We start from the raw sequence: 17,763 nt of genomic DNA, 5'->3' as shown, positions 1-17,763 counted from the left end.
ATGTCAGCTCGACATTGGGCGGGGTATGGTATTGTTCGGATTTGCAATGGGCGGTGCCGATGGGCTCGGTACCGCTTGCCCAAGGAGGATGCTCCGATGCGCAACGACAAGGAAGATGCGCTCAGCCAATCGCTGCGAAACCTGCATCCCGTTCGCTCCGCCGCCACTCAACGTCCGTCGCGCCGGACCGTGCTTCAGAACATTGGAATTGCCGGTCTGTCGCTCGCCGTATCGCCGGCCTTAGCCGACGAAATGGTCAAATTGCCGTTTGCGAGCGGGCCGCGGGAACGGCCGATCACGCATGCTTTTCCGCAAAAAGGCGATATGATCCTGCAGCGGGTACGGCCGCCGCTGCTCGAAACGCCGCTGGACGTGTTCGACCGCGGCGTCTTCACGCCGAACGACCAGTTCTACGTGCGCTGGCACTGGGCCGAGATCCCGAATTCGGTCGATGTGAACGCCTTCAGGCTTGCGGTGCGTGGGCATGTCGATCGGACGCTGTCGCTGTCGATAACGGACATCCTACGCGACCTGCCCCGGGTGGAGCTTGCCGCGGTCAATCAATGCTCCGGCAATTCGCGCGGCTTCTTCTCGCCACGCGTGCCCGGCGCGCAATGGGCGAATGGCGCCATGGGCAACGCCAGATGGGCCGGCGTACGGCTGAAGGACGTGCTGGATCGCGCCGGCGTCAAGGCCGGCGCCGTTCAGGTCCGCTTCAAGGGATTGGATGAGCCAGTGGTGCCGGAGGCTCCGACCTTCAGGAAGTCGCTTGCGATCGATCATGCCCGAGACGGCGAAGTGATGATCGCCTACGCCATGAATGGCGAGCAACTGCCGTTGCTCAACGGCTTCCCGCTGCGCCTGATCGTGCCGGGATGGTACTCGACCTATTGGATCAAGATGCTCAGCGACATCGAGGTGCTCGACAAGCCGGATGACAATTACTGGATGGCCGTCGCCTATACGATTCCCGATACGCCGCACGCCAGCATCGCGCCGGGACAGAGCGGCGTGAAGATGGTGCCGATCAACCGGATGGTGCCGCGCTCGTTCTTCACCAGTATCACCGACGGCGCGTCCTTCACCGCGGGCACGCGCGTGCCCCTTCGGGGCATCGCCTTTGGTGGTGACACCGGCGTCGCCAAGGTCGAGTTTTCCAGCGACGGCGGCAAGTCATGGCAGCCGGCCAGGCTTGGCGATGATTTCGGCAAATACGGCTTTCGCCAGTGGCAGACGGATGTTGCGCTTGCCGATAAAGGCGATCACGCGCTCATGGTCCGCTGCACCAATTCCGCAGGCGAGGTCCAGCCGGACGAACCGAACTGGAACGGCAGCGGCTTCATGCGCAACGTCATCGAGACCGTGCAGGTCAAGGCAGTGTAGGAGCTGATCATGCTGAAAGGTCTCGCTGCGATCGGCTGCTTCGGAACCGCGCTGCTGTGCTCGACGCCGGCCTGGGTTCAGGACCTGCCGGTGATCAAATCGACGACAGTGGAGCTGCCGGCAGGCGATGCCTTGTTTCCCGGCGGCTCCAGCGCCGAGGCGGTCAACAACAATTGCCTCGCCTGCCATTCGCCGGACATGGTGCTGAACCAGCCGCCGCTGCCCAAGGCGGCCTGGGAAGCCGTGGTGCACAAGATGATCAACGTCTACAAGGCGCCGATCGGCGAGGCAGACGTGCCGGCGATCGTCAGCTATTTGGTGAAGACCAAGGGCAAGGATTGAGGGCACGCGGAGAGCCGCGCGCCCGGTGCGTCCCTATTGCGCGCTGGCCGGCTATTTCGCCGGCTCGAGCGCCTGCGCAATCGCATCGTCGACGTGCTCGAGCCAGATGAACTCCAGTTTGTCGCGCGCGCCTTGCGGAATGTCGTCGAAGTCGCGCCGGTTGCGTGCCGGCAGCATCACCCTGGTCAGGCCGGCGGCTGCGGCCGCGACGACCTTCTCCTTGATGCCGCCGACCGGCAGCACCAGGCCGCGGAGCGATATCTCGCCTGTCATTGCCGTGTCGTGCCTCACCGTGCGGTTGGTGAGCAGCGAGGACAGTGCGGTGAACATGGCGACGCCGGCGCTCGGACCATCTTTCGGCGTGGCGCCGGCAGGCACATGGACATGGATATCGCTTTTCTCGAACAGCGACGGATCGATCCCGAGCTGCGTGGCGCGGCTTTTCACCAGCGTCAACGCGGCCTGCGCGCTTTCACGCATGACGTCGCCGAGCTGGCCGGTGAGGATCAGCCCGCCTCTGCCGGGCACACGCGTTGCTTCAATGAAGAGAATGTCGCCGCCGACCGGCGTCCAGGCGAGCCCGGTCGCGACACCGGGCACGCTGGTGCGCAGGGCGATCTCGCCTTCGAAACGCGGCTGGCCGAGCACGGTCGCAAGATCCCGCGTGCCGAGCGTCACCTTGGCTGAGCTGCCCTCCGCGATCTGCACCGCGGCATAGCGCAGCGCCTTGCCGATTTCGCGTTCGAGCGAACGGACGCCGGCTTCCCGCGTATAGCCTTTGATGATCGACCGCAGCGCTTCGTCTTCGATCGTGGCCTGGTCCGGCTTCAGGCCGTTGGCCTCGAGCTGGCGACGCACCAGATAGCGCCGCGCGATCTCGAGCTTCTCGTCCTCGGTGTAGCCGGGCAGGCTGATGATCTCCATTCGGTCCAGCAGCGGTCCCGGGACCGTATCGAGCATGTTCGCGGTCGCTATGAAGGCGACGCGCGAGAGGTCGAAGGGGACGCCGAGATAATTGTCGCGGAAGGTCGAATTCTGCTCGGGATCGAGCACCTCGAGCATCGCCGCCGACGGGTCGCCCTGGATGCCGCGACCCATCTTGTCGATCTCGTCCAGCATCATGACGCAGGCGCGGGAGCCGGCCTTCTTGATGCCCTGGATGATGTTGCCGGGCAGGGCGCCGATATAGGTGCGGCGGTGCCCGCGGATCTCGGCTTCGTCGTGGACGCCGCCGAGGCTGACGCGCACGAACGGCCGGTCCATGGCGCGGGCGATCGACTGCCCGAGCGAGGTCTTGCCGACGCCGGGCGGTCCGACGAAGCAGAGGATCGGCGCCTTGCCGTGCGGCGCCAGTTTGCGAACCGCGAGATATTCGATGATCCGGGCCTTGATCTTTTCCAGCCCGAAATGATCCTCATCGAGGATGCGCCGCGCTTCTCGGATATCGATCGGCTTTTCGTCCGGCAGCGCCCAGGGCAGATCGATCAGCCAGTCGAGATAGCTGCGGACCATGCCGCCTTCGGCTGCGGCTTCCGGCATCCGCTCATAGCGCCGCAGCTCCTTGCGCGCCTGGCTGTCGGCCTCGGGCGACATCTTCGCCTTGTCGATCGCCGCGCTCAATTCGGCGACCTCCTGCGCCTTGCCTTCGCCTTCGCCGAGCTGGCGCTGGATGGTGGCCATCTGCTCGCGCAGCAGCACTTCACGCTGCCGCTCGTCAAGGGCGGCCTTGGTCTTCTGGCCGATCTCGTTGCTCAGCCGCAGCACTTCGAGCCGCTCGGCGAGATAGCGCGAAACCTTGTCCATCCGGGAGGTGAGGTCGATGGTCTCGAGGATCTCCTGCTTCTCCTGCGGCTTGATGTCCATATAGGACGCCGTGAGATCGGCGAGCGCGCCGGGAGATGTCGTTGCCTGGAAGGCGCCGACCAGCTCGGGCGGCGCCTGCGGCAGGAGCTGAACCGCTTCGACGGCCTGCCTCTGCAGATTCAGAAAGCGCGCCTCGATCTCAGGCGACGTCGTCGCCGGCTCCGGGATGTGAAGCACCCGCGCCGCGGGGAATGGTGTGCCGGGCAGGAAATCCAGGATGCGGGCGCGCTGCACGCCCTGGCAGACGATGTGATGGGTTCCGTCCGGCGCGGTGATGTACCTGACGATATTGGCGATCGTGCAGACGCGGTGCAGGTCGTCAGGACCTGGATCGTCGACTTCGGCGTTTCGCTGCAGCAGGATTCCAATCGGCCGCTGTTCGCGCAGCGCCTGCTGCGCGGCGGCGATCGACTTCGCGCGGGCGATGGTGACCGGAGCGATCACGGCCGGAAACAGCACGATGTTGCGGACCGCGACGATGATCAGCGCATCCGAGGGAATCGCGACCGATTCCGTTTTCGCACCGGCTGCGGCGGAACCGGGATTTTGACTATCAGGCGACATCATGAATTCTCACACGGCTTTCGACAGGCGCAATACGACGCATCCATTCGAGGCGGTCCGGCTCACGCCATAGCGTCCGGCCGGCAGGGCAATGCGGCGTTCGAACCCGCCTTGCGGCAGCTCGAGCCGGTGGATCAGCGCATCACGGAGCTCGGCGGGCAATATCCGGTGCCCCTTGATGATGAGCACGCCGTTCTCGATGATCGCCACCACCTGATCGGGATCGACGCCGGGCAGCGCCACGAAGATCAACAATTCCCGATCGGTCTCCAACACGTCGATCGGAGGCTCCCAATTGACCTCGCGCGTGCCGCCCGGCTGCAGACTGAACAATCTTTGATGCAGCCGTTCGGCGCGCGCGAGCGATTCGATCGCTTCAGACAGCATCCAGTTGACCGGATCTTTTGTCGGCATTTGTCGTTCCGCCTCCAGTAAAATTCTCAGAGCTCGTCGTTTGCCTCAAACCTACCCCGAAAGCGCACGGCTTGCACAGGTACAATGGCAGCCGATCACCCTTGGTCTGCCGGAACCGTTGTCGGCTGCACTCAACAGCACTCTCGCCGTCGTCCCGGGTCAAGCCCGGGACGACGTGTGGAGAGTTCTGATTCAATTGTTTGATAGCGGGGATGATGGCCCAAATCACCCTGTCATCATAGTCCCATCGTGGAGACATCCTCACCCCAACCCTCTCCCGCAAGCGGGAGAGGGAGCGCAGTATCCATCGCGGCTCAAGCGGCGAGACTCTCCACCGCTGTCCAGTCGAAGTTGACGCCGTGGCCGGCGCGGCTCGGCGCCAGCGCCATGCCTTCTTCGAGCACGAGCGGATGCTCGATATAGCGATCGAGGCCAAAGCCGTGCGCCTCGAGATAGGAACGGTTCGGGCAGGCCGCGAGCAGATGCACCGTGATGTCGTGCGCGCCGTGGCTGGTGACGGGAAGATTGAAGGCTTCGGCAAGCCTCGCGATCTTCATGAACGAGGTCACCCCGCCGCAATTGGTGACGTCAGGCTCCGGATAGGAGACCGCGCCATTGGCGATGTAATTCTTGAACTCCCAGAGCGTGCGCAAGTTCTCTCCCGCAGCGATCGGCACGCCGCCGGCGGCGAGGATCCGGGCATGGCCGGCGACGTCGTCGGGAATGATCGGCTCTTCGAGCCAGGTGAGATCAAATGGCTGCAGCGCCCGCGCGGCGCGGATGGCTTCCTCCACCGTCCATTTCATGTTGGCGTCGGCCATCAAGGGAAAGCCGTCGCCGAGATGCTTGCGCATCGCCTGCACGCGCGCGACGTCGGAACCGAGATCGGGCCGGCCCACCTTCATCTTGATGGCGCGAAAGCCCTTGCCCAGATTGTCGTCGGTCTGCTTCAGCAGTGCCTCGACCGACAGATCGAGGTCGATGCCGCCGGCATAACAGGGGACGCGCTGATCGAATCCGCCGAGCAGGCGCCACAGCGGCAGTGCGGCGCGCCGCGCCTTCAGATCCCAAAGCGCGATGTCCAGCGCCGAAAGCGCGAGCACGGTGGGGCCGCCGCGCCCGCCGTAATGCAGCCCCCACCAGACGTGGTGCCACAGCGCCTCGGTATCGTCGGCCTCGCGGCCCTCGATCAGTTCGGGAACTTCACGCCGAAGAATGTCGGCGATGGCGCCGCCGTTGCGACCGACTGTGTAGGTGTAGCCCACGCCTTCGGCGCCGTCCGCATCGCGTACGCGAACGGTGATGAGTTCGAATGCCTTGATTTCGCCATGCGTGCTGTCGGACAGCGTGACCGACAGCGGAATCTGGTAGAGTCCGGTCTCGATAGTCTTGATCCGTGCCATTGCGTTTCCACCTGTTTTTTTCGGCAGGTTAGGACGGGGGCGGCGGATCGACAATCCCCTCCGCCGCGCAGCGCGTTCCCGATGCCTGCCGTGCGATTTTGAAAGAGTCTTGGCAGGTTCGGGAAGACCGGCCGAAGCGCCGGAGCGATACTGAGGGTCACAGGATAGAATTATTATCGTGAGGTCCGAATGCCCGAGCCGCGTCCATCTCCCGCACGTTCGGTGCTGGGATCACTCGTGCTGATCGGCGTCGTCGTCGCCGGCAGCGCGGCCGCCTTCGCCTACACCGCAGGATGGCTTTCGCCGGAGCGACTGACGCCCTGGAAGATGTTGGAGGCGCTGGCGCCGCCAGGCGGCCCGGCGCTCGGTCACCGCCGCAATCACGCCAAGGGCATCTGCTTCACCGGCGTTTTCGAATCCAACGGCAATGGCGCGGCGATCTCACGCGCCTCGGTCCTTGCCGCAGGCCAGCATCCGGCGCTGGGACGCTTCAATCTGGGCACGCCCAATCCCGATGCCGCGGATGCGTCGGTCCGGGTGCGCGGCCTGGGACTGCGGATCATGCCGCCGAATGGTCAGGAATGGCGCATGGCGATGATCAATGCGCCGGTCTTTGCTGCCTCCACGCCGGAAGGTTTTCACGAACTCCTGGTCGCAGCGGGCAGCAAGGACCCCAACGCCATGAAGGTGTTTGCCGAAGCTCATCCGGAGTTTGCGCCGTTCGGCGCATGGGCCAAGTCTGCGCCCTGGACCGGCAGCTATGCCGAGGATCGCTTCAACGGCCTCAACAGCTTCATCTTCACCGACAGTTCCGGTGCCGATCACGCGGTGCGATGGTCATTGCTGCCACAGGCACAGGTGGTTCCGGTGACGCAGGATGATCTCAAGAAGCTTGATCCTGACTTCCTTGAACAGGAGATCACGGAGCGCGTCCGCAGTGGCCCGCAACGTTGGACCATGACGGTGACCGTCGCCAACCCCGGTGATCCCACCGCGGATCCGACCAAGGTCTGGCCGGAGGATCGTCGCACCATCGAGGTCGGCACGCTGGTCGTGTCGCGGATCGAGGCCGAGGCTGATGGTCCTTGCCGCGATATCAACTTCGATCCGACCGTGCTGCCGCCGGGCATGCGCACGTCGGACGACCCGTTCCCGGCGGCCCGCTCATCGGTCTACGCCAAGTCGTACGATCTCCGCACCGCGGAGGCCAAGGATTATCCACGAAACGTAACGGGCCCGAAGCCATGAACGCTATCCGTCATCACTTCTCCCCACTTCAGCGCCTGCTGCATTGGGTCATGGCCGTCTGCATCCTGACGATGCTGTTCATCGGCGTCGGCATGGTATCCACGGTCATGCCGAAATACGTGCCGCTGGTCTCGATCCACAAGACGCTCGGCAGTGTCATCCTGGTGCTGGCGCTGATCCGCCTGGTCACGCGCTTCTATTACGGCGCGCCGCCGCTGCCGGCCGATCTGCCCGAGCCGATGAAGCTCGCCGCGGAACTGTCGCATTACGCGCTCTATGCACTGATGATCGGCATGCCGCTGCTCGGCTGGGCCATGCTGTCGGCATCGGCCTATCCTGTTGAGCTGTACGGCGGCATTTATCTCCCAGCGATCCTGCCGCAGAGCGACAGCCTCCGTACGCTGTTGTGGAACGCGCATTTCTATCTGGCCTTCGCATTCTTTGCGCTGATCCTGATGCATGTCGCCGCCGCGCTGTTCCACGCGCTGGTCCGGCATGATGGCGTGTTCGAGGCGATGGCGCCGGTGCCGATCCACGACGAAGCCACGCGGGCCGAGAACCGCAGCGAGCTGGCTGCACGGCCTTAGAGCGGGATCAGCGATGCTCGCTGATCCAGCGGGCAACGAGATCGACGATGCGCGTTTCGATTCCGTAATAGCCGTGCGGCGACAAGGATCCGCAAGCGTGCCGCGACCGGTTAATTCCTCCGCTGACGAATCGGACCTGGACCTCGGGGGAATGGCCCATCGCCGCAGCGATGCGCGGCGCGTCGCCGGGCGGCGCGACGTTGCACCGGTCGCTCCTGTTAGCGACGATGAGAAGCGGCACGCGCACGTTCTCCGGTTTCGCGCTGAAAACGGTTTCGCCGCTCTTGCCGACCCTGGACACGGATTCCGTGAGAATCAGACCCGAAACGCTTCCCTGCGGCGCGTGGGTGGCGCCATTCACCGCTGCGATCGCGCCCTGGCTCGTGCCGAGCAGGAACACGGGAACGCCAGCCTGCGATCGCGCGAACTCGGCGAGTTCGACAACGATCCCGCCATACTCCGGAGAGCTGCGATCGCCCCGGAGATTGGCGTGGTTGATCGTATCGGGAATGACCACGGCATATCCGCGCTGCACCCACAACTCGCGCGAACGGACGACAAAATTGTCGCCATGCCTGATATCACCATTGCTTTCGATGTCGATATTTCCGGCGCCGCCCGGCAGCATCACGATCGCGGCAAGCGGCTTGGGCGGTGATATATACAGCAGGCGTTGACGCAGGCCGCTGTGTAATCGCAGCTCGACGACGAGCGGCGGTGCTGCTTCGCTCGCGGCCTGATCCCGACGGAATTCCTGCGTCGAGCCGATCGATGGCAACAGCATCTCGACGGCGGCTGCTGCCGCAACCAGGCCGAGAACTCGAGTGAACTTGTGTCTACGCATGTTGATGAACCATATGAGGGCGCGTCCGGCCATTTCGGGAAGCACTTACAATAGTTGCGCTCCGCGGCCAGCGTGAGTGGATTATGGAGCCGATATCACTCGGCGGCGTGCAAAGTCGAAAACGCCTTTCGTTGCAGAAATACGCGAGACGGTTCCCGCCTCTATGTTTTGCGCGACGCAACCTGGAGTCTTCGGACATGAAGCACGTCAAAGCCTGCCTGGCCTTCGCGGCCGCTCTTTCGCTTGTTTCGACAGTTGTCCCTGCGCGCGCCGATCCGCTCAAGAACATCGTTCTGGTGCACGGGGCCTGGGTGGATGCGTCGGGCTGGAAGCCCGTGTATGAAATCCTCACCAAGGAGGGATTCCATGTCACCATGGTGCAGGAGCCGGAAACTTCATTCGCCGACGACGTGACGGCGGCGAAACGAATCCTCGATTTGCAGGACGGTCCGACGCTGCTCGTCGGCCACAGCTATGGCGGTTCGATCATCACGGAGGCGGGCGTTCATCCAAACGTGGTCGGTCTCGTCTATGTCGCCGCGCATGCGCCTGATGTCGGCGAAGATGAGGGCGAACTTGGCAAGAAGATGCCGAGCGTGCTGGCCAAGAGCGAAGGCGCGATCAAGAAGACGCCAGATCAATACACCTATCTGAACCCTGCCGATTTTCCCAAGCTCTTCGCGCCCGATCTGCCGCGCGAGCAGGCGGAGTTCGAGTCGCGCTCCCAGGTCCTGGCTGCGGCCCAGGTCTTCAGCACGCCGCTGACCGCGGCTGCCTGGAAGACCAAACCGAGCTGGGGCATCGTCGCCGAGAGCGACAAGATCATCAATCCTGATCTCGAGCGCTGGTACTACGCGCGGGCGAAGAGCCACACGACCGAGATCAAGGGCGCCAGCCACTCCGTCTACGAATCCCATCCGAAGGAAGTGGCGGCCGTAATCACCGAAGCTGCTCGCAACGCTGAAAAGTTGGCAGCCCGCTGACAAGACGGTTGCGAATGACGCATGGGCTCCGGCGGGACAGGGTTTTGACGCATGCCCGCCGGAGCGCCTCACTGATCCAGTCGGATCCGAAGCATATCGTTTCAAATGCCGGATCCAGGAGCATGGCGAATGAAGAATTGGCAACAAGGCCGGCAAGCGCGCGATGCCCGTATCGAAGCGGGCGCGAAACTGGCGAAGGGCAAGATCGTCGCAGCGAGTGATGCCACCCGCCTGATGGAAGCGGTGATCCGGCCGTGCGACCGGGTGTGCCTGGAGGGCGACAACCAGAAGCAGGCGGATCTTTTGTGCCGCGCGCTGCTTGCCGTCGACCTCGCCAAGGTGAATGGCCTGCATATGGTGCAGTCCGGCATCGTGCTGCCGGAACATCTGGACCTGTTCGACCGCGGTGTCGCAAAGAGGCTCGACTATGCCTATTCCGGACCGCAGGCGGCGCGCATCGCGCGCATGCTGTTCGGCGGCAAGATCGAGCTCGGCGCCGTTCATACCTATCTCGAATTGTTCGCGCGCTACTTCATCGACCTCACGCCGCAGGTTGCGCTGATCGCGGCCGTCAGCGCCGACCATGACGGAAACCTCTATACCGGGCCGAACACCGAGGACACGCCGACGGTGGTCGAGGCGACGGCCTTCAAGAATGGCGTCGTCATCGCCCAGGTCAACGAGATCGTCGACAAGGTGCCGCGCGTCGATATCCCGGCGGACCGGGTGCAGTTCGTGGTCGAGGCCGACAAGCCGTTCTTCGTCGAGCCGTTGTTCACGCGCGATCCCGGCGCCATTACCGAAGGGCAGATCCTGACAGCGATGTTGGCGATCAAGGCCATCTACGCGCCCTACGGCGTGCGGCGGCTGAACCACGGCATCGGCTTCTCCACAGCCGCGATCGAATTGTTGCTGCCGACCTATGGCGAGCGGCTGGGCTTGAAGGGCAAGGTCGCAAGCCATTTCGCGCTCAATCCTCATCCGGCGCTGATCCCCGCGATTGAATCGGGCTGGGTCGAGCAGATCCATTGTTTCGGCTCCGAGGTCGGCATGGACGACTATATCCGCGCACGCTCCGACGTCTTCTTCACCGGGCCTGACGGCTCGCTGCGCTCCAACCGCGCCTTCTGCCAGACCGCCGGCCTCTATGCCTGCGACATGTTCATCGGCTCGACGCTGCAGATCGACCTGCAGGGCAATTCATCGACGGTGACCACCTCGCGTATTGCGGGCTTCGGCGGTGCGCCGAATATGGGCGCCGATGCCCGCGGGCGGCGCCATCCGAGCACGCCATGGCTGCAGGCCGGCCGCGAGGCCGATCCCGACGGCTCGGCGCTGCTGCGCCGTGGCCGCAAGCTGGTGGTGCAGATCGGCGAGACCTTTGGCGAAAAGAACGTGCCGCTGTTGGTCGAGAAGCTGGACGCGCTCGCGCTCGCCGAGAAGCTCAAGCTCGAGCTCGCCCCGGTGATGATCTATGGCGACGACGTCACCCACGTCGTGACGGAGGAAGGCGTTGCCAACCTGCTGCTGTGCCGGGATGAGAACGAACGCGAACAGGCGATCCGCGGCGTCGCCGGCTATACCGATGTCGGCCGCAGAAGGGACAGGAAAATGGTGCAGCACTTGCGCGAGCGCGGCGTGATCCGCCGGCCGGAGGATCTCGGCATCGATCCGCTCGACGCCGACAGGAGCATGCTGGCGGCGCGCTCGATCAAGGATCTCGTGCGGTGGTCGGGCGGGCTCTACGCGCCGCCCTCGCAATTCCGCAACTGGTGAGGGGATACCCGCGATGGAAGATTTGAGCTTTCACCATCAAGCCCGCGCTCGTGCCGGCGGGACCAGGCAAATGGCGATCATCGGTGTTGTAGCTTCCGGAAATCTGGAAGTGCTCGCCGAACGCGTGCTGCCTGAAACGGAATGCCGACTGGAGATCAAGACCGCGGCGGAAGGCTTTGGCGAGGTGTGGAACGCCGTGGTCGCCGACTTCGTCGAGCGCTACTCGCCGGGCGGGCTCAAGTTCTCCATCAATGACGGCGGCGCGCGGCCGGACACCGTGTCGCTGCGTCTCGCCCAGGCTGTCCGGCTGATGGCGGAGAACGAGCAATGAGCGTCGCGGATCTGGAAAAGCCGTCGCTGGAGCAGGCGAGGGCGACGAGCTTCTACGAGGCCTCGGCGCGGGCACGGATCCGGCTGCTGATCGATCCCGGAAGCTTTGTCGAATTCATCGGCCCCGAACGGCGCGAGGTCAGCCCGCATCTGAAACTGTTCGACCTTCCCGAGCAGTTCGACGACGGCATCATCATCGGCCGCGGGCGACTTGCGGAATCGCCGGTCTTCGTCGCCGCGCAGGAAGGCCGCTTCATGGGCGGCGCTTTCGGCGAGGTCCACGGCGCCAAGCTGACGGGATTGCTGCGTGCGGCGAAGGAGCTCAAGTCGATCCCGGTAGTGATCCTGTTCGACACCGGCGGCGTCCGCCTGCAGGAAGCGAATGCGGGCGAGCTTGCCATTGCCGAGATCATGCGCGCGGTGATCGAGGCGCGGACCGCCGGCGTAAAGGTGATCGGGCTGATCGGTGGCCGCTCGGGATGTTATGGCGGCGGCGGACTGATCGCGGGCTGCTGTTCGGCGCTGGCAGTGTCCGAGCAGGGACGTATCGCCGTCTCCGGTCCCGAGGTCATCGAGACCAATCGCGGCGTCGAAGAGTTCGACTCGCGCGACCGTGCCCTGGTCTGGCGCACGATGGGCGGCAAGCACCGGCGGCTGATCGGCGGCGCCGAGCTCTTCACCGACGACACGGTGCAAGCCTTCCGTGAGGCTGCCCTCGAATTGCTTGAGACCACCGCGGGCTTCGGCATCGATACGTTAAATGCCGAACAGTCCCGCCTCGAAGATCGATTGCAGCGCTTTGGCACCTGCCGGGATGCGGTCGAGATCTGGGCGGCGGAGGGTGTTGCCGACGCTGCGTCCGTTCCAGCGCTGCCGGCCGATCAGTTCATCGAACTTGCCGACAAGGTCCGGAGGATTGCCCGTGACGCTCGATAGGATCCTCGCCTCGATGTTTCCCAACGGCCACGACGTCAAGAATGACGGTGGCGTTCTGCTCGGGTCCTGCACGCTGCGATCCGGCGACCGCGCGCTGGTCATCGGAGTCGCTGATCGAACCGCGCTTGGTGTCGACGAGGCGATCAGGCTCTCGGGCGCCGTTCTTGGCGCGATCAAGCGCGGAAGCGGTCCGATCCTGGTCATCGTCGACAGTGACAGCCAGCGCATGAGCAAGCGCGACGAGCTTCTGGGACTGAACGAGTTCCTGGCTCATCTCGCCAAGTCGCTCATCCACGCCGATATCCAGGGGCGGCCCACGATCGGGCTGCTGTACGGCCATTCGGCGGCCGGCGCTTTCCTCGCAACCGCGCTGGCGACCCGCGTGCTGGTGGGATTGCCGGGCGCGGACCCGGCGGTAATGGACCTGCCGTCGATGTCCAAGGTGACGAAATTGCCGATCGAGGTGCTCGAGGAGAAAGCCAAGTCCACGCCGGTGTTCGCTCCCGGCCTGCAAAATCTGCTTCAGCTCGGCGCGGTGCATGTCATCTGGGACGACGAGGCCTCGCTGGCCGATCAATTGGAAAAACTGCTGCGCAACATGGGCGATGCGCGCGACCGACGCGATGCACTCGGCAAGGAGCGCGGCGGCCGTATGAAGGCCGCTGAGATCGCGGAGCGCGTGCGTGAGCTTGCCATGCAAACCGGCTGAGGGACCGATGAGGCGCCATGATCTGATCTTCGTCCGCCCCGAGAGCTGGTGTGCGGCGCTTGCGATGCGGAGCGATCTGGCGGCCGATCCGCTGATCGCGCGATGGGTCGAGAACGGCTGGCCGTTGATCGGGCGGCGTGCCACGCCTTGCGAGCAGCACGGCGTGGCGGCGGCCCTGCCATTGCCGCCCTTTGCCGGCAAGCGGCGGCTTTCCTTCCTGATGCGGGCCGAAGACGTGCTCTCGATCGCGCCCCCACCCTCGTTAGGAGCGGCGGCTCGGATGGCGCCGCCGACGTGGCGGCCGACGCTTGAACGTCTCGATGAACTCGCTTCGCGTCATTCGGTGGAAGCAAGGGTGTTCGGCGGCTTGGCCTGGCGCGTGTTGACCGGACTGGATTATCTGACCGATCGCTCCGACCTCGATCTGCTGCTGCGCATTGATCGTGACACGGATGTTGCCGCTCTTGTCACCGGCATGGCCGAGATCGAGGCGCCGGCGCCGATGCGGCTCGATGGCGAACTGGTGCGCGACGACGGCGCCGCCGTGAACTGGCGGGAGCTGCATGCCGGCGCGGACCAGGTGCTGGTCAAGACCATCGGCGGCGTCGCCTTGCTCGATACGAATCTCTTCCTCGCCGGGGAGATGCTGTCATGACGCCGGCTCTGGCATGGAGCGCGCAGCACCGCGCGCCTCGTCCACAGGTGATGGCGCCATGCGCGCCCGATGCGGCGGCGATCGCGGCAAGCGCCGTCGATTGCCTGCTGCTGGAAGTGGAGACATGGCCGAAGCCCGGCCTTGTGAGCCATGTTGATCGTGGCAGTCACGAGGATATGGACGCCGAGACGCTGCGCGTCAGTGCCAAAACCATCGGCCCGTATTTTGCCGCGTTGGCGGAAGCAGGTGCCGGCGGCTGGGCGATGGAGCGGCTGAGGATCATCGGTCTCGAGGCCGAGGCGGCGATGTTTGCTGCGACCTCAGGCATCAACACCTATCGCGGCGCCATCTTCGGCCTCGGCCTGTTGTGCGCGGCGGCCGGCGCAAGGAGCAGCGGGCAGGTCGATCCCGCGTTGTCGCTCGGGGCAATCGTGACGCGACTGTGGGGCGGCAGCATCCTCGGCGGGCCTGTGCTGCTCCACAGCCATGGCATGAAAGCCCGTCATCGCTTCGGTGCCGGTGGCGCGCGCGTCGAAGCGGCCAAGGGATTTCCCAGTGTCTACCACGTCGGCCTCCCGGCCTTGCACAGGGGAGCTCTCGCTGCTGCCGACGCGGAGGCCGCGCGGGTTGAAGCATGCTTTGCGCTGATCGCCGCGGTCGAGGACACCAACCTGCTGCATCGCGGCGGGCTGGACGGCCTCTTGTTTGCGCGCCGTGTGGCGCGGCAATTTCTCGGCCGGGGCGGCGTAGGTGCGCCCGATTGGCAGGAGCGCGCCCGCGCCATCCACGATAGCTTCGTCGTCCGCCGGCTCAGCCCCGGCGGATCGGCCGATCTATTGGCCATGACCCTGTTTGTCGACGCCCACGAAAGGTCGTGTCCCTGATGTCCAATGCGATCCTGCTTGCGCTGGCGCTGGTGTTCTTCGTGATGCTGGGCTGGCCATGACTCTGGCAGTCCTCTGCTCGGGGCAGGGACGGCAGCACCGCGACATGTTCGCCCTGACCGGCGATGCGCCGGAGGCGGCCAGCCTGTTTGTCCATGCGGCGATGCTGCTCGGCGGCCGTGATCCGCGCGAGATCGTCCGCAGCGAGAGCGCTGAAGTGCTGCACCACAATCGCATCGGCCAGATCCTCTGCACGCTGCAGGCGCTGGCCGCAGCTTCCGTGCTGCGCGCCCAAATGCCTGACCGGCTCATCGTTGCCGGCTACAGCGTTGGCGAGGTCGCGGCCTGGGGCGTCGCAGGCCTTACGAGCATGACGGATACGCTCGACCTGGTGGCCTGCCGCGCGGAAGCGATGGACGCTGCCACGCTGCCCGGTGACGGAATGGTCTTCGTTCGCGGCCTTCCCCGCGATGCCATCGACACCTTGTGCGAGCGGCACGATGCCGCCGTCGCCATCGTCAATCCGGGCGACGCCTTCATTCTCGGCGGAAGCCGCGCAGCGTTGAAAGCGCTCGCCGATGACGCGAAAGCGATGAAGGCGGCCAGGGTCGTCGACGTACCGGTGGAAGTTGCCTCCCACACCCCGCGGCTTGCCAAGGCATCGACGGAATTCCGCGACAGACTAAGCCATGCTGCCGTGATGGTACTGCCAACCGGAACGCGGCTTCTGAGCGGGATCGACGCTGCGCCCGTCATCGATGTCAAAACCGGTCTCGACAAGCTGGCGGTCCAGATCTCGCAGACGGTGCAATGGGCCGATTGCCTGCAGGCGTGCATGGGGAGCGAAGCGACGGTGTTTCTGGAACTCGGGCCAGGCCGGGCGCTGAGCGAGATGGTGGCTGGCGCCTATCATGACGTCGCGACCCGATCTCTGGACGATTTCCGCACGCTGGACGGCATTCGCGCTTGGCTGACCACCCGTCTGGGTATTCGGTTCTGATTCAATCGGAACCGAATATTTTCGGTCGCCGACGCGCGGCTTCTCACGCAAAGATTATCGTCATGCCGGCATTACGACGGTTCGTCGTTGGTAGCGAACATTCGATGAGGCTTTTACATGACGTATATAATTGCAACTGACACCCGCGCATGAGGAGATCCGGCAAATGACGATTCCTGCGGCCGAGACGTTTGGTGCAACCTGGCCCTTTGCGCCGCACTATTTTGACGGGAACGGCTTTCGTATGCATTATATCGACGAGGGCGACGGCGATCCCATCATTTGTCTGCATGGTGAGCCGACCTGGGGCTATCTATATCGACACTTTATTCCGCCGCTTTCTGCGACGCACAGGGTCATCGTTCCCGATCATATGGGCTTCGGCAAAAGCGAGACTCCTCGCGATCGCGAGTATTCGCTGAAAGCCCATGTCGACAACCTTACGAACCTCATCGAAGCGATCGATCTGAGGAACATCACCCTGGTCATGCAGGATTGGGGCGGGCCGATCGGTTCGGCCTTCACGCTGCGACACCCCGACCGCGTCAAGCGCCTGTTCCTCGTCAACACATTGGCGGGCTATGGCAACGCGGAGTTCGACGCGCAGACGCCCTGGTTTCAGTTTGTCCGCAAGCATTACGAAGCCGGCACGCTTGGCGAGGTGTTGGGACATCTGGACGTCAACATTCTCAGCATCATGAAGATCATTGGTCTTGAGAATCTGTCGGCAGTGAATTCCGATTGGCTCGCGGCCTATGGTTCGGCCTTTCCTGCAAGGGAGGACTGTATCGGAGCGATCGAGTTCCCGCTCGATGTGCTGCTCGGTCGGATTATCCCATACGTCGTTGAAGGTTTTCCTCTCGTCGACAATCTGAAGTCAAAGCCAGCAATGCTCGCCGTCGGTATGAAGGACAGAGCTATCTCGCCGGCGGTCCAAATCGCCGACTTCAGGGGAATATGGCCGGACCGGCCCATCATCAAGCTGCCCAATGCCGGCCACTTCAGCCAGGAGGATGCGCCCGATGTTCTCGTCGCACTGATTCAGCTCTTTGTTCAGGGCAAGGAGTAATCGCACACGCGACGCGACGGTCGACACCGCTCGCTGGCTGCTACTCGAATGCCGCGTCGAAGATCTCGATGTCGATCAGTGCCGGCTTCGTAATCACCGTGCCGTCGGGCTGACGCGACAGGCAGCGCCGGAGCGTGGGAATGACGATGTCGTTGAACTTCTGATGCGCCCAGGTCAGGTGTGCGATTGGCGTGCCCGCGGCCTCGTAGTCCAATCGCCGCTGCAGCCCATCGCTATCGAAGTAGAATATCTGCTCCCGCGAATGCGTAACGATGGTCGGTGGAAACAGCGCGCGGAGACGCCGCCAGATCTGGCCGCCGGTGTTCCAGGGGGGCAGCTCTTCGGTCTCAATTTCAGGTTGCGCCAGCAGAAAGGGGGTCGTCAGACAGTTCCAGAGGGAGAGGCCGCAAAAATAGGCCAGGCGCAGATCGTCCCACGGCATTTCCTCGTGGTGATCCGAAAATGCTGTCTGCGGGTCGCCACACGAACGCAGGATCTCGCCTTGCAGACTCTGGATGGCGACCCAGTCGGGCTGAAACAGGCCGCATCTGTCGGGAGCGGTGAAGCCGGTGAATTGCAGCGTCTGGACCTCGGTCGAACCTTCCATGACCATGTCCTTGAGCCGCCCTGCATTGCCGATGCGGGAGAACAGCGCGCCATCGATGGAAAGGTGGACGGTGAATCTCTTCAACCGACGCCATCGTTCCAGCCCACCGCAGGCATCGAGGGCGTCATCAAGCAATGCCATTCGCAAATCCCGTCTTCGACCAGCC

18 protein-coding genes are annotated in these 17,763 nt (G+C 64.1%); 13 read left to right on the top strand and 5 right to left on the bottom strand.

The genetic code is table 11. The features are described 5' to 3' along the window. The first annotated feature begins 96 nt into the window (after nt 1–96). Nucleotides 97–1,383 (top strand): molybdopterin-dependent oxidoreductase, encoded by a 1,287-nt coding sequence (locus ACZIRK_RS03025; protein WP_130227101.1) that lies wholly within the window; start codon nt 97–99, stop codon nt 1,381–1,383. Between the two features lie 9 nt (nt 1,384–1,392). Then, nucleotides 1,393–1,725, top strand: a complete 333-nt coding sequence (locus ACZIRK_RS03020; RefSeq protein WP_130227100.1) for a c-type cytochrome — start codon at nt 1,393–1,395, stop codon at nt 1,723–1,725. A 51-nt stretch (nt 1,726–1,776) separates the two neighbouring features. Here ACZIRK_RS03020 and lon read toward each other — a convergent pair whose 3' ends face one another. The 3 genes from lon to ACZIRK_RS03005 all read right to left on the bottom strand — a co-directional run bounded on the left by lon (nt 1,777) and on the right by ACZIRK_RS03005 (nt 5,969). Then, nucleotides 1,777–4,152: an endopeptidase La gene (lon, locus tag ACZIRK_RS03015; RefSeq protein ID WP_130227121.1), complete on the bottom strand. Its 2,376-nt coding sequence runs from the start codon at nt 4,150–4,152 to the stop codon at nt 1,777–1,779. A 9-nt stretch (nt 4,153–4,161) separates the two neighbouring features. Next, complete coding sequence (locus tag ACZIRK_RS03010) at nt 4,162–4,566, bottom strand: Hsp20/alpha crystallin family protein (protein ID WP_130227099.1); 405 nt, start codon at nt 4,564–4,566, stop codon at nt 4,162–4,164. Nucleotides 4,567–4,880: 314 nt separating this feature from the next. Beyond that, nucleotides 4,881–5,969: a mandelate racemase/muconate lactonizing enzyme family protein gene (locus tag ACZIRK_RS03005; protein WP_130227098.1), complete on the bottom strand. Its 1,089-nt coding sequence runs from the start codon at nt 5,967–5,969 to the stop codon at nt 4,881–4,883. A gap of 189 nt (nt 5,970–6,158) precedes the next feature. Here ACZIRK_RS03005 and ACZIRK_RS03000 point away from each other — a divergent pair, with 189 nt between their 5' ends. Together ACZIRK_RS03000 and ACZIRK_RS02995 are read left to right on the top strand one after the other, a co-directional pair. Beyond that, complete coding sequence (locus ACZIRK_RS03000) at nt 6,159–7,217, top strand: catalase family peroxidase (protein WP_130227097.1); 1,059 nt, start codon at nt 6,159–6,161, stop codon at nt 7,215–7,217. After that, the gene (locus ACZIRK_RS02995; RefSeq protein WP_028162715.1) at nt 7,214–7,804 is read left to right on the top strand and encodes a cytochrome b; all 591 of its coding nucleotides are present in this window, start codon (nt 7,214–7,216) and stop codon (nt 7,802–7,804) included. Before ACZIRK_RS03000 ends, ACZIRK_RS02995 begins: the two co-directional genes overlap by 4 nt. Before the next feature lie 7 nt (nt 7,805–7,811). Here the strand turns inward: ACZIRK_RS02995 and ACZIRK_RS02990 are convergent, their stop codons facing one another. Further along, complete coding sequence (locus tag ACZIRK_RS02990) at nt 7,812–8,648, bottom strand: alpha/beta hydrolase (RefSeq protein ID WP_207231057.1); 837 nt, start codon at nt 8,646–8,648, stop codon at nt 7,812–7,814. A gap of 197 nt (nt 8,649–8,845) precedes the next feature. Here ACZIRK_RS02990 and ACZIRK_RS02985 point away from each other — a divergent pair, with 197 nt between their 5' ends. From ACZIRK_RS02985 to ACZIRK_RS02945, 9 genes are all read left to right on the top strand, one after another. Beyond that, nucleotides 8,846–9,631: an alpha/beta hydrolase gene (locus ACZIRK_RS02985; RefSeq protein ID WP_130227096.1), complete on the top strand. Its 786-nt coding sequence runs from the start codon at nt 8,846–8,848 to the stop codon at nt 9,629–9,631. Between the two features lie 129 nt (nt 9,632–9,760). Next, nucleotides 9,761–11,407 (top strand): malonate decarboxylase subunit alpha, encoded by a 1,647-nt coding sequence (gene mdcA, locus ACZIRK_RS02980; protein WP_456642542.1) that lies wholly within the window; start codon nt 9,761–9,763, stop codon nt 11,405–11,407. Nucleotides 11,408–11,420: 13 nt separating this feature from the next. After that, entirely contained in the window at nt 11,421–11,738 is a 318-nt protein-coding gene (mdcC, locus tag ACZIRK_RS02975) for a malonate decarboxylase acyl carrier protein (protein WP_130228133.1), read from the top strand. After that, on the top strand, nt 11,735–12,673 hold the full coding sequence (locus ACZIRK_RS02970; RefSeq protein WP_130228134.1) for a biotin-independent malonate decarboxylase subunit beta: 939 nt from the start codon (nt 11,735–11,737) through the stop codon (nt 12,671–12,673). Before mdcC ends, ACZIRK_RS02970 begins: the two co-directional genes overlap by 4 nt. Then, nucleotides 12,660–13,382, top strand: coding sequence for a biotin-independent malonate decarboxylase subunit gamma (gene mdcE / locus ACZIRK_RS02965; RefSeq protein ID WP_130228135.1), 723 nt, complete (start codon nt 12,660–12,662; stop codon nt 13,380–13,382). Before ACZIRK_RS02970 ends, mdcE begins: the two co-directional genes overlap by 14 nt. Before the next feature lie 7 nt (nt 13,383–13,389). Continuing rightward, nucleotides 13,390–14,037: a malonate decarboxylase holo-[acyl-carrier-protein] synthase gene (mdcG, locus tag ACZIRK_RS02960; RefSeq protein WP_130228136.1), complete on the top strand. Its 648-nt coding sequence runs from the start codon at nt 13,390–13,392 to the stop codon at nt 14,035–14,037. Next, nucleotides 14,034–14,921: a triphosphoribosyl-dephospho-CoA synthase MdcB gene (gene mdcB / locus ACZIRK_RS02955; protein ID WP_463326942.1), complete on the top strand. Its 888-nt coding sequence runs from the start codon at nt 14,034–14,036 to the stop codon at nt 14,919–14,921. Before mdcG ends, mdcB begins: the two co-directional genes overlap by 4 nt. A 58-nt stretch (nt 14,922–14,979) precedes the next feature. After that, nucleotides 14,980–15,921: an acyltransferase domain-containing protein gene (locus ACZIRK_RS02950; protein WP_463326941.1), complete on the top strand. Its 942-nt coding sequence runs from the start codon at nt 14,980–14,982 to the stop codon at nt 15,919–15,921. A gap of 166 nt (nt 15,922–16,087) precedes the next feature. Further along, a complete protein-coding gene (locus ACZIRK_RS02945; protein WP_130228138.1) occupies nt 16,088–16,990 on the top strand; it encodes an alpha/beta fold hydrolase in 903 nt (300 codons plus the stop codon). Nucleotides 16,991–17,030: 40 nt separating this feature from the next. Here ACZIRK_RS02945 and ACZIRK_RS02940 read toward each other — a convergent pair whose 3' ends face one another. Beyond that, the gene (locus ACZIRK_RS02940; RefSeq protein WP_130228139.1) at nt 17,031–17,738 is read right to left on the bottom strand and encodes a hypothetical protein; all 708 of its coding nucleotides are present in this window, start codon (nt 17,736–17,738) and stop codon (nt 17,031–17,033) included. Nucleotides 17,739–17,763 lie beyond the last annotated feature (25 nt).

This window comes from Bradyrhizobium sp. Leo114 (assembly GCF_055229415.2).
This window is presented reverse-complemented; position numbering and strand designations above follow the sequence as displayed.